The organism is Bradyrhizobium sp. WSM2793, from assembly GCF_000379585.1.
In the GTDB taxonomy this organism is placed as follows: domain Bacteria; phylum Pseudomonadota; class Alphaproteobacteria; order Rhizobiales; family Xanthobacteraceae; genus Bradyrhizobium.
This window is the reverse complement of record NZ_KB902770.1, coordinates 1-19,786: the sequence shown is the minus strand read 5'-3', so window position 1 is coordinate 19,786 and position 19,786 is coordinate 1. Positions and strand designations below refer to the sequence as shown.

20 protein-coding genes and 2 tRNA genes are annotated in these 19,786 nt (G+C 65.4%); 13 read left to right on the top strand and 9 right to left on the bottom strand.

Features of this window, described 5'->3' with window-relative positions; translation table 11 throughout:
- The 3 genes from A3AS_RS0105085 to A3AS_RS0105080 all read left to right on the top strand — a co-directional run bounded on the left by A3AS_RS0105085 (nt 1) and on the right by A3AS_RS0105080 (nt 2,778).
- Nucleotides 1–1,308, top strand: coding sequence for an adenylate/guanylate cyclase domain-containing protein (locus tag A3AS_RS0105085; RefSeq protein WP_018316513.1), 1,308 nt, complete (start codon nt 1–3; stop codon nt 1,306–1,308).
- A gap of 145 nt (nt 1,309–1,453) precedes the next feature.
- Nucleotides 1,454–1,669: a hypothetical protein gene (locus A3AS_RS44750; RefSeq protein ID WP_018316512.1), complete on the top strand. Its 216-nt coding sequence runs from the start codon at nt 1,454–1,456 to the stop codon at nt 1,667–1,669.
- A 194-nt stretch (nt 1,670–1,863) separates the two neighbouring features.
- Nucleotides 1,864–2,778 (top strand): PhzF family phenazine biosynthesis protein, encoded by a 915-nt coding sequence (locus A3AS_RS0105080; protein WP_018316511.1) that lies wholly within the window; start codon nt 1,864–1,866, stop codon nt 2,776–2,778.
- Between the two features lie 208 nt (nt 2,779–2,986).
- Here A3AS_RS0105080 and A3AS_RS0105075 read toward each other — a convergent pair whose 3' ends face one another.
- Genes A3AS_RS0105075 through A3AS_RS49765 form a run of 3 tightly spaced genes read right to left on the bottom strand, consistent with a single transcriptional unit; the run spans nt 2,987 to nt 4,448 of the window.
- Nucleotides 2,987–3,448: a DUF488 family protein gene (locus A3AS_RS0105075; protein WP_018316510.1), complete on the bottom strand. Its 462-nt coding sequence runs from the start codon at nt 3,446–3,448 to the stop codon at nt 2,987–2,989.
- Nucleotides 3,449–3,456: 8 nt separating this feature from the next.
- On the bottom strand, nt 3,457–4,293 hold the full coding sequence (locus A3AS_RS0105070; RefSeq protein WP_018316509.1) for a DUF72 domain-containing protein: 837 nt from the start codon (nt 4,291–4,293) through the stop codon (nt 3,457–3,459).
- Nucleotides 4,294–4,316: 23 nt separating this feature from the next.
- The gene (locus tag A3AS_RS49765) at nt 4,317–4,448 is read right to left on the bottom strand and encodes a hypothetical protein (RefSeq protein ID WP_256375077.1); all 132 of its coding nucleotides are present in this window, start codon (nt 4,446–4,448) and stop codon (nt 4,317–4,319) included.
- Here A3AS_RS49765 and A3AS_RS0105065 point away from each other — a divergent pair.
- The 4 genes from A3AS_RS0105065 to A3AS_RS0105050 all read left to right on the top strand — a co-directional run bounded on the left by A3AS_RS0105065 (nt 4,396) and on the right by A3AS_RS0105050 (nt 8,031).
- Nucleotides 4,396–4,776, top strand: a complete 381-nt coding sequence (locus A3AS_RS0105065) for a hypothetical protein (RefSeq protein WP_018316508.1) — start codon at nt 4,396–4,398, stop codon at nt 4,774–4,776. The two genes, A3AS_RS49765 and A3AS_RS0105065, sit on opposite strands and share 53 nt — an antisense overlap.
- Nucleotides 4,777–4,915: 139 nt before the next feature.
- Entirely contained in the window at nt 4,916–5,119 is a 204-nt protein-coding gene (locus A3AS_RS0105060) for a hypothetical protein (protein ID WP_018316507.1), read from the top strand.
- A gap of 269 nt (nt 5,120–5,388) precedes the next feature.
- Nucleotides 5,389–6,522 carry a glycosyltransferase family 2 protein gene (locus A3AS_RS0105055; RefSeq protein WP_018316506.1) on the top strand — a complete coding sequence of 378 codons (1,134 nt, stop codon included), beginning with the start codon at nt 5,389–5,391 and terminating at the stop codon, nt 6,520–6,522.
- Between the two features lie 6 nt (nt 6,523–6,528).
- The gene (locus A3AS_RS0105050) at nt 6,529–8,031 is read left to right on the top strand and encodes a glycosyltransferase family 39 protein (protein ID WP_018316505.1); all 1,503 of its coding nucleotides are present in this window, start codon (nt 6,529–6,531) and stop codon (nt 8,029–8,031) included.
- 174 nt (nt 8,032–8,205) lie between these two features.
- Here A3AS_RS0105050 and A3AS_RS0105045 read toward each other — a convergent pair whose 3' ends face one another.
- The gene (locus A3AS_RS0105045; RefSeq protein ID WP_018316504.1) at nt 8,206–10,092 is read right to left on the bottom strand and encodes a CHASE2 domain-containing protein; all 1,887 of its coding nucleotides are present in this window, start codon (nt 10,090–10,092) and stop codon (nt 8,206–8,208) included.
- Between the two features lie 76 nt (nt 10,093–10,168).
- Nucleotides 10,169–10,687: a FecR domain-containing protein gene (locus A3AS_RS0105040; protein WP_018316503.1), complete on the bottom strand. Its 519-nt coding sequence runs from the start codon at nt 10,685–10,687 to the stop codon at nt 10,169–10,171.
- 663 nt (nt 10,688–11,350) lie between these two features.
- Between A3AS_RS0105040 and A3AS_RS0105035 the strand changes: the two genes are divergently transcribed.
- Nucleotides 11,351–12,442, top strand: coding sequence for a DUF2778 domain-containing protein (locus A3AS_RS0105035; protein WP_018316502.1), 1,092 nt, complete (start codon nt 11,351–11,353; stop codon nt 12,440–12,442).
- A 30-nt stretch (nt 12,443–12,472) separates the two neighbouring features.
- Here the strand turns inward: A3AS_RS0105035 and A3AS_RS0105030 are convergent, their stop codons facing one another.
- The 3 genes from A3AS_RS0105030 to A3AS_RS0105020 form a co-directional block, all read right to left on the bottom strand.
- Entirely contained in the window at nt 12,473–13,822 is a 1,350-nt protein-coding gene (locus A3AS_RS0105030; protein WP_026201684.1) for a caspase family protein, read from the bottom strand.
- A gap of 111 nt (nt 13,823–13,933) precedes the next feature.
- On the bottom strand, nt 13,934–14,563 hold the full coding sequence (locus A3AS_RS0105025) for a glutathione S-transferase N-terminal domain-containing protein (protein WP_018316500.1): 630 nt from the start codon (nt 14,561–14,563) through the stop codon (nt 13,934–13,936).
- An 11-nt stretch (nt 14,564–14,574) separates the two neighbouring features.
- Nucleotides 14,575–15,168, bottom strand: coding sequence for a cysteine hydrolase family protein (locus A3AS_RS0105020; RefSeq protein ID WP_018316499.1), 594 nt, complete (start codon nt 15,166–15,168; stop codon nt 14,575–14,577).
- Between the two features lie 130 nt (nt 15,169–15,298).
- Between A3AS_RS0105020 and A3AS_RS0105015 the strand changes: the two genes are divergently transcribed.
- The 5 genes from A3AS_RS0105015 (at nt 15,299) to lepB (ending at nt 18,877) form a co-directional block, all read left to right on the top strand.
- On the top strand, nt 15,299–16,138 hold the full coding sequence (locus tag A3AS_RS0105015) for a LysR family transcriptional regulator (RefSeq protein ID WP_018316498.1): 840 nt from the start codon (nt 15,299–15,301) through the stop codon (nt 16,136–16,138).
- A gap of 188 nt (nt 16,139–16,326) precedes the next feature.
- A tRNA-Leu gene (locus A3AS_RS0105010) sits at nt 16,327–16,398 on the top strand.
- Nucleotides 16,399–16,405: 7 nt separating this feature from the next.
- Nucleotides 16,406–16,471 (top strand) — tRNA-Lys (locus A3AS_RS0105005).
- 331 nt (nt 16,472–16,802) lie between these two features.
- A complete protein-coding gene (locus A3AS_RS0105000; protein ID WP_049814795.1) occupies nt 16,803–17,966 on the top strand; it encodes a slipin family protein in 1,164 nt (387 codons plus the stop codon).
- 161 nt (nt 17,967–18,127) lie between these two features.
- Complete coding sequence (lepB, locus tag A3AS_RS0104995) at nt 18,128–18,877, top strand: signal peptidase I (RefSeq protein WP_026201682.1); 750 nt, start codon at nt 18,128–18,130, stop codon at nt 18,875–18,877.
- Nucleotides 18,878–19,075: 198 nt separating this feature from the next.
- Here lepB and A3AS_RS0104990 read toward each other — a convergent pair.
- Nucleotides 19,076–19,786 (bottom strand): TCP-1/cpn60 chaperonin family protein (locus A3AS_RS0104990; RefSeq protein ID WP_018316496.1); only part of this gene is annotated, 711 nt, incomplete at its 5' end.

Genomic DNA, 19,786 nt, shown 5'->3' with positions numbered 1-19,786 from the left:
ATGGTCAGATTTGCGAGCAGGAGGACACGGCAGCACGCCGTGCTATCAGAGGATTTCGAGCGCGAGCTGACACGCGAAGTGCTGCGCACCGAGCTGCTCCGGGTGCGGGCGCTGATCATGACGGGCTGCGTCATGATGGTGCTGCTCACCGCGATCTATTTGATCGACCCCAGTGTGGTGAACCGGGTGTGGCGCGGAACGGAAGGGCTTGTAGAGGTCTACGGCCTGCTCGGCGGCTTCATCCTGTTCGAGGTTTGGGTCCACACCCAGATCAGGAAGAATCTCCGCCTCGATCGCGACCTGCCGGTGATCCGACGCTATATCGGCACGCTGATCGAGACGTCGCTGCCCACGGTGATCCTGATCCTGCAAACCCGGACCATGGGCGCGAGCCAGGCTCTCGGTTTCGCCGTGCCGCTGATGTACTTCATTTTCGTCATCCTCTCGACCTTGCGGCTCGACTTCTGGCTCTCTGCGTTTACAGGCTTCGTCGCCGCAGCCGGGCTTCTGTCCGTCGCGCTGCTCTACAACGCGGCCGACGAGGCCGGCGAACCCCTGATCTATTTCCACGCTGTGCGCAGCATCGTCATCCTGATCTGTGGCGCGCTGGCGGGCGCGGTCGGCGCTCAGCTGCGCCGCCAGTTCGCCGCGAGCATCGCGGCTGCGACCGCGCGTGACCGGGTGACGAACCTGTTCGGCCAGCACGTCTCTCCACAGGTGGTGGAGCGGCTGATGGCGGCGGGAACCAGCGGTGGCGGGGATCTCCGCCGCGTCGCGGTGATGTTCGTCGATTTCCGCGGCTTCACGGCGGGCGCGCAGTCGCGCACGCCACAGGAGGTGGTCGACCGGCTCGACGGCGCCTTTGCGGTGCTGGTCGACATCCTCGATCGCCACGGCGGCATCGTGAACAAGTTTCTCGGCGATGGCTTTCTCGCGCTGTTCGGCGCGCCGCTGGAAGCCTCCGACGCCGCGCATCGCGCGGTTGCCGCGGGCCGCGAGATGCTGAGTGCGATGGACCACATCAACGCACAGACGAGCTGGCCGCTGCGCATCGGCATCGGCATCCATTTCGGCGAGGTCGTCGCCGGCAATATCGGCTCGCCCCGGCGCAAGGAATACACCGTCATCGGCGACACCGTGAACTTCGCCTCGCGGCTGGAGGCTTTGAACAAGGAGTTCGGCTCGCAGCTCCTGATTTCGGAGACCGTGCGCGAGGCGCTCGGCAACGATGGTGACGATGCTGTTGCGCTCGGCGAGGTCGAAGTGCGCGGCTATGAGCGGAAGGTCGCGGTGTTTCAATTGGGGTAACGGCTCTTCAAGCGCGAGTCGCGTTTGGTTGAAGCGGAGTCGCGCTGCCTTGAACGCGCGTGATGAAATATCCCTGCTAGTTTTCGGGTCTTGCATTGTGGAAGCCGAAACGCCTCGGCTTTCACTTCTCACCCGGAGAAAGCCAATGACCCGATTGACCCTTGTTGCCGCCGTCCTGATCGCTGCAGCCGCCACCCAGGCTCAGGCCGCAACGATGCGCCACGCTGCCCCGCCGCGCGCTGCTGTGACTCAGGCTGTGTCCGACTCCTGCGTCAGGGCGCCGGCAGAGGGCGCGTATGCCTCTGCGCCCTACACGCAGCCGCCCTGCCTGCCGAACACGGGCACCTCATACGCTTACTGACAATCGCGCAGACAACGCCGGGTTGGTGAAAGTTTGCCGGCCCGGCGTCGCAAATGCCTGCGGCTTCTTCTTCCAACGCGTCATCGCGATTGCTCCGATTGCTCCGAATTTTGGGGCATGACGAGCGATGTCGCCGGGCTATAGACTTCCGCGATGCGGCCCGTTGCGGTCGCGACTTGCATGAGGGATCGAAGATGCAGCGCCGCTACGTCACCGTCGACGTGTTCACCGACCGCGCCTTCGGCGGCAACCAGCTCGCCGTGGTGCTCGATGCCGGCGGGCTCACGACCGCTCAGATGCAGACGATCGCGACCGAGTTCAACTATTCCGAGACCACCTTCGTGCTGCCGCCGCGCGACAAGGCCAACGACGCGGAGGTGCGCATCTTCACGCCGGTGCAGGAGATTGCCTTCGCGGGCCATCCCAATGTCGGCACCGCCTTCGTGCTCGCCTCGATGGCGAAGGAGCCGAAGCCACGTCTGCTGTTCGAGGAGAAGGCCGGGCTCGTGCCGGTCGACATCGTGACAGAGCAGGGCCGGGTGATCCGAACCGAGCTCACCGCGCCGCAGCCGCTGGAGCGGCTCTCGCGGCTGCCAGCCGCCGAAGCCGCGAGCTGCATCTCGCTCGTTGCAGACGACATCAAGTCCGACAATCACGAGCCTGAGATCGTCACCGTCGGAAACGCGTTTCTGGTGATGGAGCTGCATTCGCGCGAGGCGCTGAAGCGCGCCCGGCCGGATGCGGCAGCCTACGGCAAGGTATTGCCACGCGATGGCGCCCGCTCGGTGTGGTTCTATACGCGCGACGTACCCGCGGCGGAGGCGCCTTGCGAGCGCCAGGCGCGAATGTTCATGCGCGGCGCCAGCGGTCTCGTCGAGGACCCCGCCACCGGCAGCGCCACGGTTGCCGCGGCCGCACTGTTCGCTGATCTCGATCCGATGCGCGATGGCGAGCTCAAGCTCACGGTCGGCCAGGGTTTTGACATGGGCCGGCCGAGCATCCTCTCGACTCGCGTGCGCAAGCAGGACGGCAAGATCGTCTCCGCCCATGTCGGCGGCAGCTGTGTGCAGATGATGGAGGGGACGTTCAAGCTGGCGGGGGAGGGCTAGGCGTCATTCCAAGCTCGTGCTGGGTCCCACCGTCGTCCCGAGAGCCTGACCGAAAAGTTTTGAGTCAGGCTCTGAGGTGCGAGCTTTTGCGAGCCTCGAAGGATGCACGGCCGAGGTGCAGCCTCGGGGCATGCCGTCGTCCTCGGAGGGCCGCTGGAGAAGCGGCCACCTCAGGATGAGCTACGGCTAACACCAGCGCCCACGACGATCAGACCAGCCGCCCCGCCAGATTCGTCACCGCAACCCCATCGCGTTCCTCGATGATCTCCGCGATCATCTGGCGGTGGCAATGGGTGTGGTCGCGCTCGTAGCAGAGCAGGCACACCGGGCCGGCCTTCTTCACCAGCGCCGAGAGCTCGTCCATCGCCTCCCTGGCCTCGGGCGCCTTCAGGTGCTTTGAGAAGATCTTCTCGAGCACATCGTACTGACCGCTGCGTGCGGCGAGGCGGCCCTCCTTCGGCGTGCCGAGCGCGGCGAGGTGGACATAGGCGATGCCGCGCTCGTCGAGACCCGCGGCAAGCTGCTTCTTGGAAAAGCCAGGCCGGCGCGAGGATGTCACCGCGCGCACGTCGACCACGAGCTTGACGCCGGCCTCTACCAGCTCATCCAGCACCGCCTTGGGCTGCGTCTGCTCATAGCCGATGGTGAACAGCTTCCTGGCCTTTGCCATGGCTCACCTCAACTCACCCTTGCGATCAGTTCCATGGCGCCGGCGGGTGCGCGTACCTTGCCCTCGTGGATGACGTAGGCGAACACGTCGCGCGGCTCCTTCTTCGGCTTGGCCTTGTCGACCTTCGGCAGGTCGTCCGGTTCACCGCCCAAAGCCCAGGCCTGAAGGCGCTCGGCCCAGGCATCGAGCTGCTTGGGCGGGTAGCAGGTCTTGATCTCGTCATTGCCCTTCTGCAGCCGGGCATAAACGAAATCACCGGCGACGTCGGCGATGGCTGGATATTTGCCGTGCTCGGCGAACACGACGGGCGTCTCGAACTCGCGGATCAGCGCCACGAAGTCCGGCGCGCAGAAACTGTCGTGTCGGACCTCGACGACGTGGCGCAGCGCGCGTCCCTCGAGCTTGCGCGGCAACAGTTCGAGGAACTTGCCGAAATCGGCGCCGTCGAATTTCTTCGTCGGCGCGAACTGCCACAACACCGGCCCGAGACGGTCACCGAGTTCCAGCACGCCGGAATCATAGAACCGCTTGATGGAATCGCCGGCTTCCGCCAGCACCCGGCGGTTGGTGGCGAATCGCGGTCCCTTTACTGAGAACACGAAACCGTCGGGCACCTCGCTCGCCCATTTGCGAAAGCTCTCCGGCTTCTGCGAGCCGTAATAGGTGCCGTTGATCTCGATCGAGGTCAGCTTCGAGGCGGCGTAGGACAGCTCCTTCGCCTGCGTCAGCTTCTCCGGATAGAACACGCCGCGCCACGGCTCGAAGGTCCAGCCGCCGATGCCGATGAAGATGTTGCCTGACTTTTTGGACGCAGTTTTTGCTTTGGCCACGGAAGGATCTCGCATCGACGTGAGGGGATGCCGTCATCCTAGTCAAACCAGTTGTGATTGGCCAGTTGCTGCGTCCCGTCTAAGGTCGCGGCAGGATCTGCGAAAAAGGAGAAAAAGATGCGGATGCTGATGGTGGGAGCGGCGCTCGTCATGATGACATCTGCTGCCATGATATCTCCGGTCATGGCGGATGACGACGATGCGAAGGGCGCGCAGAAGCTCGCCATGCAGGGCCGCGACGATTACTGGCATTGTCTGGCGCGGGAATATTCGCGCGATAGCAATCGGGGAATGACGGAACAGGATTTTGGCCGCTCGGTCGCGGGTGCCTGCCCGTCGGAGCGGCAATACTACCGGGTGGCGCTGCTCGACTATCTCACGACGCAATATCCGAACATCGATGCCGGTGCCCATCTCGCGACCGCGAACAGGGCAGTGGAGGCCGCGCAGAAGGACATCGTGACGGCCTTCGTCAAGCAGAGGCCGCCGGTGAAATGAGGGAGTGGCGAATGGCCAATAGCGAATAGGGGAAGAGGCGGCCTTCTCCATTCGCTACTCGCCATTCGCCCCCGGGCCCTTCCGGCTCCGCGCGCATCCGTGATATCACGGGGCGTATCTGGAACAGGGGTGGGTTTCCATGGCGTCTGAGTCGGTAGGGGGCATTTTGGCCGTGATCGTCGCCGCGATCGTGCTTGCAGTCGCCGTCGTGTTCGGGCCGATTGGCCAGTACGGCAAGCCGCCCAAACCGGCGAAAGTCGAGCCGGCCCCGGCTGCGGCACCCGCAGCCCCGGCCGCGCCGGCGCCGCGCGGGCCGATCATCCGGGAAGTGCCCAACCAATAAGGCACGAAAATCGTGGTTTTCGGCCCTTGCGAAGCCGTCTTGTCATTCCTATCTAGCCGTTAACGGCGCCGTTGAGCGAAAAACTCCGGCGTTGGAACGACCTTGGAATAGCTTGGGCTCGCGCCGGATGTACGCGCGGCCCGCCGTTCCGGGGTCGTTGGCATTTTGGGGCCCTTTTGGGCCTTCCCCGGACACCCCCGGCTTCGCAGCATAAAACCTGGCAGCGCAGAACTTGGCAGCGCAGGACGCGGCGGATATACGCTGCCGTCATGAATGAAGCGATCAGACCGGGCTCCGACAATCCGCTGCAGGCCCTAGAAGGGCCGGAACTGTCGGTCATCGTCCCGACCTTCAACGAGCGCGACAATGTCACGGTGTTGTACCGGCGGCTGGAGGCGGTGCTCGCCAACGTCGCCTGGGAAGTCGTGTTCGTCGACGACAATTCGCCTGATGGCACCTGGGACGTCGTGCGCGCGCTGGCGCAGCAGGACAGCCGCGTGCGCTGTATCCGCCGCATCGGCCGCCGCGGCCTTTCGGGCGCCTGCATCGAGGGCATCCTGGCGTCCAGCGCCCCCTATGTGGCCGTGATCGACGCCGATCTCCAGCACGACGAGACGCAACTGCCGAAGATGCTTTTGCTGCTCGCAAGCGACGAGGCCGACCTCGTGGTCGGCAGCCGCTACATCGAGGGCTACAAGAGCGAGGGCTTCAACAAGCAGCGCGCCGGCGCCAGCGCGCTGGCGACCGAGTTCGCCAGGAAGATGCTGCGGGTCGAGATTGCCGATCCCATGAGCGGCTTCTTCATGATCCGCCGCGATCGTTTCGAGCAGCTCGCGCCGAAGCTCTCCGTGCACGGCTTCAAGATCCTGCTCGACGTCGTCGCGACCGCGCATGGCGGCTTGCGGGCGGTCGAGATTCCCTACACTTTCGGCGCCCGTCAGCACGGCGAGAGCAAGCTCGATTCCATGGTCGCGCTCGATTTCCTCGGCCTCGTGCTGGCCAAGCTGAGCAACGACATCGTCTCGCTGCGCTTCATCCTGTTCGCGATGGTCGGCGGCATCGGCCTCGTGGTGCATCTCACCACACTGTTCATCGGGCTTCAGCTGTTCAAGGCGCCGTTCGCGGAGGCGCAGGCCGCCGGCGCCATCGTCGCCATGACCAGCAATTTCATCCTCAACAACTTCCTCACTTATCGCGACCAGCGGCTGAGGGGCTTTGCGCTGCTGCGCGGTCTGATCGCCTTCTACATCGTGTGCAGCGTCGGCCTGCTCGCCAATGTCGGCGTCGCCTTCTCGGTCTACGACCAGGAGCCGATCTGGTGGCTGGCCGGCATGGCCGGCGCGCTGATGGGCGTGGTGTGGAACTACGCGATGTCAGGCCTGTTCGTCTGGCGCAAGAAATAACCCACGATGGACGGGGCTGACGCGCGGATCGTCCGCAATACCGTGCTGCTGATTCTCGCGCTGGTGGCCCTGCGGCTCGTCGCGGCAGCATTCACGCCGATCACCTTCGACGAAGCCTACTACTGGATGTGGTCGATCAACCTCGCCGGGGGCTATTACGACCATCCGCCGATGGTCGCCTATGTCATCCGCGCCGGCACCATGATCGCCGGCGATACCGAGCTCGGCGTCCGCCTCGTCTCGATCCTGCTCGCACTGCCGATGAGCTATGCGGTCTACCGCTCCGCTGCGATCCTGTTCGGCGGCGCGCGCGTGGCGGCGACCAGCGCGGTCCTGCTCAACGTAACCATGATGGCCTCCGTCGGCACGCTGATCGTGACGCCGGATGCGCCGCTTCTGGTCGCATCCAGCTTCGTGCTGTTCTTCCTCGCAAAAGTGCTGGAGACCGGCCGTGGCGTCTGGTGGCTCGCGGTCGGCGCCGCTGTCGGTGCGGCGCTGCTGTCGAAATACACGGCGATGTTCTTTGGCGCCGGGATCCTGATCTGGCTCGCTTGCGTGCCGAAGCTCAGGCGCTGGTTTCTCTCGCCCTGGCCCTATCTCGGCGGTCTCGTCGCGCTGGCGCTGTTCTCGCCGGTGATCCTCTGGAATGCGGACCATCAATGGGTCTCGTTCGCAAAGCAGCTCGGGCGCGCGAAGATCGAGGACTTCCGACCCGTCTTCATCGCCGAGCTGATCCCGACCCAGATCGCGTTCGCAACCCCGCTGGTCTTCATCCTCGGCGCGATGGGTCTGCATGCGCTGACCTGGCGCCGGGCCGGTGCGCTGGCCTCGCGCGTGCTGATCGAGGCGATGTTCTGGACCATCGTCGCCTATTTCGTCTGGCATTCGCTGCACGCCCGCGTCGAGGCCAACTGGTTCGCGCCGGTCTATCCGCCCTTCGTCGTCGCCGCGGCCGCTGCCGCCAACCTCGTGCAATGGAAGCCGCGACAGCGCCGCCTGGTGGATTTTTGCCTGCGCTGGGCCGCGCCTGTCGGCATCGTGATGTTTGCAGCGCTCATCGTGCAAGCCAACACCGGCTGGCTCTCGGGTTATCGCCGCGATGCCACCGTGCGCAGCGTCGGCGTCGGCTGGCGCGAGCTCGCTGCCGAAATCGAAGCCGTGCGCGCGCGCCATGGCGCGACCTGCGTGCTCGCGCAGGACTACGGCACCACGGGCTGGCTGGCCTTTTACTTGCCCCGCGGCACCTGCGTGGTGCAGCAGAACCAGCGCATCCGCTGGGTCAACATGGGCGAGCCAGATCCGAAGTTGCTGGCGGGCAAGCTGCTCTATGTCGACGAGCTGCGCCCGGACGGTCATCCCGTCCTCAACGACCTCTTTGCGAAGGTGACGCAGGTTGCTCAATTGCAGCGCAAGCGCGGCCCGCTCGTGGTCGAGACCTACAGCCTCGATCTGCTGGAGGGCGCCAAGGGCGACGTGCTGGACCGCTCGCCGCCGCCGGAAGCAAGGTAGCTGTCTGTCATCCCCGCGAACGCGGGGATCCATACCGCGTGATCTATCGATGAGCGCAGGTGCTTGTACCGCGCGAAGGCCTGCTCACTACTAGTCTTCGCCAAACTTCTCCCTGGGGTTATGTGTCCCGGCGTTCGCCGGGACGACAGCAGAGTGTTCGGCGGGGCCGACGCCTCAGTCGATCGCCTCGGCCTTGGCCGCGGCCTGCTTGGGCCCGTCCCGGTCGCGCCAGAACCACACGGTCACGACCCCGGAGCGGCCACGGACCTGGGCGAGCAGGGGGCCCGACAGGACGCCGTCGGGAGCGCCTTGGAAGTCGGCCGTATCCAGCAGCGTATTGCTGAGGGCGAGTCGTGCATCGTTCCGGACGGCGACTTCCATCAGCCGGCTCGCGACGTTGACTGTGTCGCCTGTCGCCGTGATGTGCTGGTGGGTTTCGCCGAGGCGGGAGGCGACGATCTCGCCGAAATGCGCGCCGATCTTGAAGCCGAGCTGACCGCCGATCGCTGACGGCAGCGAGGCGATCCAGTGTTCGACACCGCGATGCAGGTCGATCGCGCATTTGAGCGCGCGCGCGGCGTCATCGGGCATCGCGGCCGGCAGACCGAACAGGATCATGGCGCCGTCGCCGAGAAAGCCGGTGATCATGCCGCCGCAATCGACCGCGGCCTTGTCGATCCGCGCGTGAAACGCCTGCAGGATCTCCTGAAGCGCGTCCGGATCGATCCGTTCGCTCAAGGACGTGAAACCGGAGAGATCGATGAAGACGATTGCGGCGTCTTGCCGGACCGGCTTGGACAGGAAATTCGGATCGCGCGCCAGCCATTCCTGCACGGCCGGTGCCTGGAATTGTGCGAGAGACCTGCTCTTGGCGGCGAGATATTGCGTGCGGCGGCCCCCGGCCCACAGCTGCACACCGGCAAAGATCGCAACCGGCGGCACCGCGGCGGCGAGCGTGGTTGCCGCGTTCAGCCAGACGCCATGCGTGAACGCGTACGTGTTGAGGCCGGCCCAGGCGATCATCACCGCGGCCGCCGCCATGATGCCGAGCGCGCTGCGCCGCCAGGCCAGCAGGCCGACCAGCAGCATCGGCAGCAGGATCGCAGCGAGCGCGTCGGCGATATGGACCCTGTGGTCGCGCACGATGCCGTCGCCGGCAACGAGATGGGTAATCGCTGTCGAGACCACCTCGACGCCGGGCATCAGGGAATCGAACGGTGTCGGGTAGAAGTCGCCGCCGCCGGCGACCGAGGCGCCGATCACGACGATCCGGTTCTCGATCGCGGCGCGATTGAGCGTGCCGTCGAAAATGCTCTGCGCGCTCACGGTGCGGATGGTGCGGCGCGGACCGTAATAGGTGATCGGCAGCGCGAAGTCGGAATCGGTCGGCACGGCGCGGTCGCCGAGCATGAGTTGATCCGGTGCGACCGTCAGCGGCTTGTCGAGCGCGCGCGTCGCGACGCGCAACGGGAACGACAGCTCGACCTTGTCGCGGGTCCGAAACAGCATCGGCACCGAGAGCGGCGAGCCCGATTGGCCCGTCGCGACATTGACGATGCCGACCTCGGCGTGGTCGGCGAACGCAGGCAGCGGCAGCAGGAAACGTTCGGCTTGCGGCAGCACGGCGAGGGGACCTGCGCTGCCGGGCGCCACGTTTTCGCTGGCGGAAGGGAAGATCGCAGCGGCGGCGAGCACCATGGGCCCGGTGGCGAGCGTGTTTGCCAGCGTGGCGTCGCCGATCGCAGCGCTGCGGTCGACCAGCAGGAGATCGATCGCGACGACCTTCGGCTTGAACTGCACGATGGTGTCGACAACGCGGGCGAGATCGGCGCGCGGCAGCGGATAGCTGCCGCCGCGCTTCACCACGGTGTCGTCGATCGCGACGATGGTGACGAGATCGGGCGGACGCTGCACCCCGCGGACCTGGGTTCGCCAATCGGTCAGCGTTGCTTCGAGGCGGTCGAGAAAGCGCAGATGGCCGCCGGCGTGCGCGGCAAAGATGCCCGCGCCCCACAGCGCGGTGAGGGCGAGTGCCACCAGGATTTGAACGCGTCTCGTCATTGCGTCGTACTGCAATCTTCTTTTTCTTCGGGGCCTGTGGGCCGAGGTCTATTGACCAAGTCTTATTGACCAAGTCTCATTGACCAAGCCTTGCCATGAGAGCGTCGATGCGCGGCTGGCCCCACTGCTTCACCGTCAAAGGTCCGGTCGCTTCCACGTCGACGCCTTGGCCGGGGCCAAGCACGACGCCGCGCCCACGAGCCCTGCGGCTGACGCCGACACGGCCGTCGGCGACGAAGACGGAGGTCTTGGCCTCAGCGACATCGACGGCCCATCTGGTGCCGCGCACCGCGGCAATCGCCTGCGGCGTCAGCACCTTGAAGGGATTGCCGCCCGGCTTCCTGGGCACTTCGACCAGCAGGGCTTTGCTGCTCAACTCAACGGAGTCAATATGTCCGTCGCGGTTGGCGTCCTTTAGTTCAAATCTGGCGCCACTTTCCGCAACGATGGTGATGCCGTTGTCGCAGCGCCAGGTCTGCGTGCCCGCGGCCGAGGCCGACGATGTGCAAGCTATGTTGGCAGGCTGCGCGGCTGCGCATCCCATCAACAACGACGACGCCAGAGCAAGATACCCGGCGCGCGCGAACCCTCTCATGCCAGCCTCCGTTTGCATGCCCGGCACAATTCAAGGCGATGTTGATACGGTACCGTATCACACGCAGAGGCTGCTGAAAAGTGCCGCTCTACCAGCTATTTTCTTGGCTCGGCCTTTTCCAGAGCGGTGCGATCAACTTTCGGTCAGGGCGTGGTCGCCGTGTGAGCGGTCCGAACTCGCTGTGTGAGGTGCGTGATTTTGCCCGCCGTTATTGTGTCACCCACGTGCCGGCGGGAAGGCCAGTGGGACCAGCCCCGCGCAACGTTTCCCCGCTATCTTCCGGGTATCGAAAGCCACGAAAACGACTTGGTTGGGTGGCCCTAGAGAGGCGGCCGGAGAGGTCCGCTGAATGCGCCGAACCGGCCGAGAATTATGGTTAACAGACGCGCCTAAGTCCGTAGTTCTGCGGGCTTTTTTCTCAGAATGAGACAGCTTTAACGAGTCGCCGCACATCTGCCCGAACTTAATCCGCATTTAACTAAAAGTCGCCTTAATGACGCTCCGACCCTCTGCGAGATGCTGGTCCCGGATCGTGACCAGCGGCACTTTGAAGGGGGACTGAGTGACACCGTCCTGGACGCAAGGCGAATGAGTACGAGTATCGCTGCGCATAGTAACGCGGCACGGAAGTCCAAGAATTCTCTTCGGAAGTCTTCCCGGAAAATGACCACGACCAATTGGCTTGGCGCCGCGGCTATCGGCTGCGTCGTGATGGGCGCCGGCTGGACCATCTACAGCAACGTCTTCGGCGCGAGCGTCTATCCGACCGTCGGCGGCATTGGCTACGACGAGCCGGTGATCAAGCGTGCGCCCAAGGTAGCGCTGCGCGAGGCTGGCGACGCCATCAAGGAAGCTTTTGCGCTCCTGCCCGACCGGTTGCAGGTCGCCGCCCCGATCTCCCGCGAGATGTTCAACGAGCGCTTTGCTGCCGCTGCGACCCAAGGCGTGGCATCGAACGCGGCCAGCGCGGCGCCGGCGACCCAGGTTGCGGTGGCCAAGGACGCGCCGAAGCAGAGCGTGATCGCGAAGGTCGCGGAAGCACTGAAGCCGTCGGCCCCGGCCAAAATTGCTGAGAAGACCGCTGACAAGACCGGGGACAAGGCCAAGCGCGCGCCGGATGCCCAGATGCAGCTCGCCTCGGCCGATCCGGCCCAGATCGTGCCGGCACCGGAAGCGAAGAAGTCGTTCGCCGATCGCGCCAAGGCCGCGGTGATGTCGATCACCGGTCCGCGGCAGTCGATGGTCGAAAAACTCTGGGGCAAGCGCGAGCCGTCCGGCGGGCTGCTGGCCTACGCCTCGGCCGATGCCAGCGTGACCGCCTCCATCGCGCCGAAGGAGCAGAACCCGATGTTCGGCGGCGCGCCGCCCTATGAGCGTGACACCGCGGTCTACGACATCACTGCCAAGACGGTGTATCTGCCCGACGGCACCAAGCTCGAGGCGCATTCCGGCCTCGGCTCCAGTCTCGACGATCCGCGCTCGCAGCGCACCCGCATGCGCGGCGTGACGCCGCCGCACATCTACACGCTGAAACCGCGCGAGGCGCTGTTCCACGGCGTGCCCGCGCTGCGCCTGACCCCGATCGGCGGCGAGAGCGCGATCTACGGCCGCGACGGTTTGCTCGCGCACACTTACATGCTCGGACCGAACGGCGATTCCAACGGCTGCGTGTCGTTCAAGGACTATTACGCGTTCCTCGACGCCTACCGCAACAAGGGCATCCGCAAGCTCGCGGTGCTGGCGCGGGTGGAGTGAGGCGCAGCGCGTCTCACGCTTTCTGCACGATCAGCGTTTGACGAAAACCAGGTTGCAGGCGCGCGCCTCGTTGCGCTTGCCGCTGCCGCGGGTGCCATCGAACTGCGCGTCGACCGTAAAGGCGTAAGGCAAGCCGGGCGCAAGGTTGTTGAGGGTGTACGCGCTTGCCCCTGTTGTGCCGCGCGCGCTCAACGTCGTCTTGCCGTCGGCCGGGATCTGGCCGTCGATCTCCAGGCGGTTGACGCCGTCCTTGCTCTGGGCCTCGGCGTGAAACACACCGTTGGTCACGGTGCCGGCGAGGGGCCTGGTGAAGCCCTGCGCCTTGCCGGAAGCCGGGCAGTTCAGCGTCACGTCCCAGCTGCCGTCGAAGTCCTTGCTGCCGCCGGCGCGGGTGTTGGTCGCAGGCGCCAGCGCCACCTTTTGCTTCAGGCCCTCGATCCGCGCCTTGGCGAGACTGGCGAAGCTGCAACTGGAAAATCGCGTCAGATGGTCCTCGAAGGCGCTGGCGGTGCCGATGGTGTCGGCAGCCTTCCAGTGCGCCTCCGCGGATGCGCAAGGGTCGGCCCGCGGCGCGACTTGCGGAGCCCCTGGTGCGATCGTGACCGAGACCGGCCCGTTCAGGTAGAACTTGCCGATGATCGACAGCGACAGCTCCGGAAGCTGCGTCTTGCCGCTGGCATCATAGACGTCGCTGCTGATGTCGCGAAACACATCGCCGATCTCCTGCGGCTCTTCGATGTGCTTGAGGAACGCGGTCGTGTAGGGGCTGTTGCGGCCGACGCCGTCCGCCGCGGTCTGGCCCGATTGCGTCGAGAACGACACGATCGTGCCGCGCGGCGCTTCGACCTTCGACAGGCCGCGCCCGATCGAGGCGGCCCGCGTCGCTGAGCGTTTGAGAGTTTCCGCCAGCGGATTGTCGCGGCAGGAATCGAGCACCAGGATGCGCAGGTTCTTGGCTTGCTGCAGGTCGTTCACGATGTCGTCGACCCGCACGAAACGCTTGAGGTCGGCCTCATCGGTCAGCGTGGCGTCGACAGGCATCAGATAGTTCACGCCGTTGTACTGCATCGCATGGCCGCTGTAATAGAATATGGCGACGTCAGCTCTGCTCGCGGCGCGCGCGAAGCGGATGGTCAGATCCTGCATGTCGGCTTGGCGCAGGTCGATGCCCTGGATCACCTCGAAGCCGCTCCGCTTGAGCGAGGCTGCGACGTCCTCGGCATCGTGTGACGGGTTGGGCAGCTGCGCCGTCGATGTATAGGCGCCGTTGCCGATCACCAGTGCCACCCGCGTGTCCGCCGAGGCAGTATCGGGAGACAGCCAGCCGGCGAGGAGGCCCAGGCAAAATAAAGATGAGCACAATCTGGAAAGAGCACGCATAAATGCCTTCCAAGAAAATATCGAAAAATATCCCTCCAGACTAGCGCATGCCGCGCCGACTTCAATGCCCTCGCCGGGAAAACGCTCAGATTTCGCGACCGTGACGTCCGGTCACGCTGCCATCGCCTTGCGCAGGGCCATCTCGGTCGCAATCGCTTCACGCACGGCCGGCCGCGCCTGCATGCGCCCGAGATAGGCTGACAAGGGCGGCCATTGCGCGATGTCGACGCCGGCGGGACGGAGCAGCAGCAAGGCCCAGGTGAGGTGGGCATCCGCGACGGTGAAGCTGTCACCGACGAGGAATTCGCGCTCCGCCAGATGCGCCGACGGCACCGACAATGTCTGCGCGATTCTGGCGCGCGGCTTGGCGAGCGAGCCGTCGTCCTTGTACCAGAAGGTCGGAAACAGGAACCCCTTGTGGATCTCGGCGCCGATGAAGCTCAGCCATTCCTGCAGGCGATAGCGATCAACGTCGCCAGGCCGCGGCGCAAGGCCGCGCTCGGGCTTCGCGTCGGCGATGTATTGCAGCACCGCCGCGCTCTCGGTCAGCCGTTCACCGTTCTCCAGCATCAGGACCGGCACCGCGCCCTTCGGCGACACGCCGAGGAAATCGCTGCCGTCGTCCACGACCTGCTTGGTCCAGATATGGGCAAGGTGATACTGCGCCTCGATACCGGCCTCCATCAGCGCGATGCGACTCGAGAGCGAGCAGGCCATCGGAAAGAAATAGAGTTGCAGCATCGGATGCTCCGTCAAATCAGCGCATCGCTGCGCGCGATGATCGCGAAGCGGTCCGAGAGCTCGGCCAGCGCGACCTCGTGAATCGTCCGGGCGTCCAGTGTGCCGCCGCGGCCGTCCGGCAGGTCGCGAGTGGCGCAGGCATCGGCCGCGATCGTCGTTCGCAGGCCGAGATCGAGCGCGGCGCGGGCGGTCGAGGAGATGCACATGTGGGTCATGAAGCCGGCCAGCACGATGTTCTTGCGTCCGGTCGCGGCAAGCCGGGCTTGCAGATCGGTGCCGGCGAATGAGTTCGGCAGCGCTTTCTCGACCACGGGCTCGCCTGCTTGCGGCGTCAGGCGATCGACGATCGCGCCGCGCGCCGCCTCGCGGTCGAACAGGCCGCCGGCGCGGCCCTTGTGCGCGACATGAATGATCGCAGCGCCGCTCTCCCGTGCCCGCGCCAGCAGACGCGCCGCCGCGGCGATCGCCGGCTGTGCATCGGGAAGGGCCAACGGGCCGGCGCAATATTCGTTCTGGATGTCGATCAGCACGAGGCAGGCCTCGTTGAGCTTCGGCGGATTGAGATCGGCGCCGGCGAGTTCGAGCAGGGTCTTGGGGGCGGTCATGCTGGTCAGGCCTTCTGGGGAGATCGGATGGCGTCACATTAGCGCAGCATGGGCCTGCCATTGTGCAGGACTATTGCAGCTTACGGCTGCAGATTTGCAGGGCACGGCATCGCCTGCTAGGCTTGCCCGGATGAACTGGGACGATCTGCGCATCATTGCCGCGGTGAGGGACGAGGGCACCTATGCCGGCGCCAGCGCGCGGCTGCGCATCGACGAGACCACCGTCGGCCGCCGGCTCGCACGCATTCAGCGCGATCTCGGGGTGCTGCTGTTCGATGCCGTGGACGGCCAGCGCCGTCCGACGCGCCATTGCGAGGCGGTGCTCGAGCATGTCGGCGCGATGGCCGCCCATGTCGCGACGATCGATCGCATCAAGGAGAGCCAGCCCGGCCCGGTCGGCCGCCTGCGCATCGCCTCGACCAACGCGGTCGCCGAAGAGTTGTTGGCGCCGCATGCGAGCGGCTTCCTGCGCGATCATCCCGGCCTGACCCTGCAATTCCTGACGTCCAGCGGCAACGTCAAATTCTCGCGCTGGCAGGCCGACCTCGCCATTCGCCTGCGCAAGCCGGAGAAGGGCGACTTCACCATCTCCAAGCTCGGCGATGTCAGGCTGTATTTCATCGAACCCGCCGACCGCGCCGGCGGCGAGCCGGTCGCCTGCATCTATCCCGATGAGCTCGACACCATTCCCGAACAGCAGTTCTTGCGCGCGAAGCGGCTGACGAACGTTCGCTGCATCACCGACAACGTCCGCATCATCAGGACCATGATCCAGTCGCATCAGGCCGTCGGCGTGTTGCCCGAACACAGCTGCGAAGGCCTGTTCGCCGACCGCAGCCTGCGCGCGACGCTGCTGCCGAGGCGGCGCGACGTCTGGCTGCTGGTGCAGAACCACCTCAAGCGCGATCCGGCGACACGCGTGACGATCGACTGGGTGAGGGCGTGTTTCCAGGACATCGCGCGCCCCTGACGTCACGACGCGCTGTGATCATCGCGTCGCAGTGCGCATGGTGCGACGAAAAATCCTGAACTGCCCCCTTGCAACCCGAACGTGCCTCGTCTATTAGCCCGCTCCTTCGCTAGGCCATGTGTCCGGGCTCTCTGAGATCCCGGCTGGCGCGATCCGGTCTCCGGTCTCGTGTTCCGCCGAATGAAGACGCAGGATGTAGCTCATGGAGAGCACCGGAGTAAAATCCGGAGGCATCGGTTCGATTCCGATTTCTTGTACCAACCAAAGGATAGCTCAGTGGTAGAGCAGATGACGTTTAATCATCGTGACGCGGGTTCGAATCCCGCTCCAGCGCTACGGGTCAGCCTGAAAAACTGACACCTCTGACGAGGACCGGACGCGCGCTTCAGTCGCAGTCCGGCCGTTTTGCCGCAAGGCTTTCCGTCCGAACCTAGACACTGTGAGACCGGCTTTGCGCCGCGGGTAGATACCGCTTGCGTTGATGCCGGGTGGCTCCGCTCGGCCGCGCGACATCCGTCGCGCGATCGCGCGGGTGCGCCCGTCGTCATGCGAGCTCAAGCCTCGGCCCGTCGATCTCTCAGGAAGCGTCGTCCGCGTCCTCAAATCCTTCAAACGAAACCTGTTGTCCGGCATCCGGCCGGACGCAAAACGATGGAGGCGTGCCATGACTTCGAACAAGGGCTGGCATTTGCTGATGCTGAACGTGACGGTCAAGGATGGCGAGCGGGCGTTGCTGACGCGCAACGGGCAGCTCGTGCGCGTGCTCGCGCCCGGCAGGCACCGTCTGTTCGATCCCCTGCACGAGCTCAAGGCCGAGGTGCTCGATGTGGTCCGCAGCGAATTCTCTGCGGATCGCTACGCGGTGCTGAAGGCCGCACGGCCTGATCTGGCCGCCGAGCTGTTCGAGGCGGTCGAGACCAGGGCGGACGAGATCGCCATCGTCAGCCTCGACGGCCGGCCCGTGCATCTGATGACGCCCTGGCAGGTGCGCGTCTACTGGAAGGTCGCAACGAGCGTCGATGTCGAGCGCATCGACGTGTCCAGCGATGTTAGGGTTGGCGCGCGCCATCTGGCCATGATCGAGCGTAACCGCTCGGCCGTGACGTCGGAGACGGTGGTCGAGAACCACGAGGCGGGCCTGCTCTATGTCGAGGGCCGGCTCGTGGAGCGGCTCGTGCCCGGCCGGCACGCCTTCTGGACCGTCGGCCGCAAGATCGAGGTGAAGCGCCTCGACCTGCGGCCCCAGGCGGTCGAGATCACCGCGCAGGAGATGCTGACCAAGGATCGCATCGCGCTGCGGGTGACGCTGACGGCGTTCCGTAAGGTGGTCGAGCCCGAGCGGACGGTTGCGACCGTGCCCGACGTGGATGCGTGGCTGTACCGCCTGGTGCAGTTCGCGATCCGGGAGGCGGTTGCGGGCCGGACGCTGGACGAGGTGCTGTCTGCGAAGGCGGCGCTGGATGCGGAGCTGCGCGACTATGTGCGCGCACGCGTCGCGGAGTCCGGTGTCGAGGTGACCGAGCTCGGCGTCAAGGACGTGATCCTGCCCGGCGAGATCCGGGAGCTGGTGAACAAGGTGGTGGAGGCGGAGCGGGTCGCCAAGGCGAACCTGATCCGCCGGCAGGAAGAGACCGCGGCGACGCGTTCGCTTCTGAACACCGCCCGCCTGATGGAGGAGAACCCCCTGCTGCTGCGGCTCAAGGAGCTGGAGTCGCTGGAGCGGCTGGTCGAGAAGGTCGGCCGCATCGACCTCCACGCCGGCAACGGCGAGGGCCTCGATGCTCTCCTGACCCGGCTCGTGCGCCTCAAGGCGCCCGAGAGTGCGTAAAACCGAAGGGCCGCCCACGGGCGGCCCTTCACATATCCGTCGTCGTCGCTTGCAATGAACGCGGAGTCGCGCCTGTGCGACCAAAATCACGGAAGTGGGATTGCACGCGCGCGAAGGTTGCGTAATCTCGCGATGACTATGGGTTTGATCAGGGCAGGCGCATGACGATTCTTCAGGACACCATCCGGCCGCCGACGGCGCGATCGCGGGAGTGGAAGGTGATCGTCATCCTGATCCTGCTGGTCCCGGTGCTGTGGTCCCCGCTGATCCTGTTTCGCTTCGTCCTCTATCAGCCGTTCAGCATCCCCTCCAATTCGATGGCGCCGACGCTGATGGTCGGTGACTACGTCTTCGCCGCGAAATATGCCTATGGCTACGGCCGCTACTCCTTTCCCTTCGCGCCATCCTGGATCTCGGGCCGCATCTTCGCCGCCGACCCGGAATACGGCGACATCGTCGTGTTTCGTACGCCGAAGGATACCTCGGCCGACTACGTCAAACGCGTGGTCGGGCTGCCCGGCGACCGCATCCAGATGCGGCAGGGCCAGCTCATCCTCAACGACCGGCCAGTAACGCGCGTCGCGCTCGAGGACGGGCTCGCCGACAACGCCTGCGGTGGGGATGGCGGCGTCAGGGTCAAGCGTTGGCACGAGACGCTGCCGAGCGGCGCGTCCTATGTCACCAACGACTGCCTCGACAACGCTTTCCTCGACAACACCAACGTCTTCACGGTGCCGCCGGGCCATTTCTTCGTGCTCGGCGACAACCGCGACAACTCCACCGACAGCCGCATGATGTCGGCGTTCGGTTTCGTGCCGATGGACAATCTCGTCGGCAAGGTGACGCGCATCTTCTGGTCGCTCGACGAAGATGGCGAGCCGCGCATGGAGCGGTTGGGGAAGGTGGAGTGAGGCTCGGAATGACGGAGGTTCGTAGCCCGGATGGAGCGCAAGCGTAATCCGGGAAGGCTGCCTGCGTCGCACGAGATGTCCCGGATTGCGCTTCGCTCCATCCGGGCTACGAGCCGCCGTTCCGCGAGAACGTCCGTCCCAAACAAAAACCCCGGCATCGCTGCCGGGGTTTCGTAGTTCTTAAAAGGTGGTTGGACCTTAGAAGTCCATGCCGCCCATGCCGCCGCCCGGGGGCATCGCGGGGCCGGCGCCGCCCTTCTTGGGCAGCTCGGCGACCATGGCTTCCGTGGTGATCAGGAGCGCGGCCACCGAGGCAGCGTTCTGGATCGCGGTACGGACCACCTTGGTCGGGTCGATGATGCCCTTCTTGACGAGGTCGGCATATTCGCCGGTCTGGGAGTCGAAGCCGTAATTGTAGGCCTTGTTCTCCAGGATCTTGCCGACGATCACCGAGCCGTCTTCACCGGCGTTGATCGCGATCTGGCGAGCGGGAGCCGACAGCGCCTTGCGCACGATCTCGACGCCGGTCTTCTGGTCGTCGTTCTTGGTGCGCAGGCCCTTGAGCTGCTCGGAGGCACGGAGCAGAGCGACGCCGCCGCCCGGAACGATGCCTTCTTCCACAGCCGCGCGGGTCGCGTGCATCGCGTCATCAACGCGATCCTTGCGCTCCTTCACCTCGACCTCGGTCGCGCCGCCGACGCGGATCACCGCGACGCCGCCCGCGAGCTTGGCGAGACGCTCCTGGAGCTTCTCACGGTCGTAGTCCGAGGTGGTCTCCTCGATCTGCGCCTTGATCTGGGCCACGCGCGCCTCGATGTCGGCCTTCTTGCCGGCGCCGTTGACGATCGTGGTGTTCTCCTTGTCGATCATCACCTTCTTGGCGCGACCGAGCATGTTGAGCGTGACGTT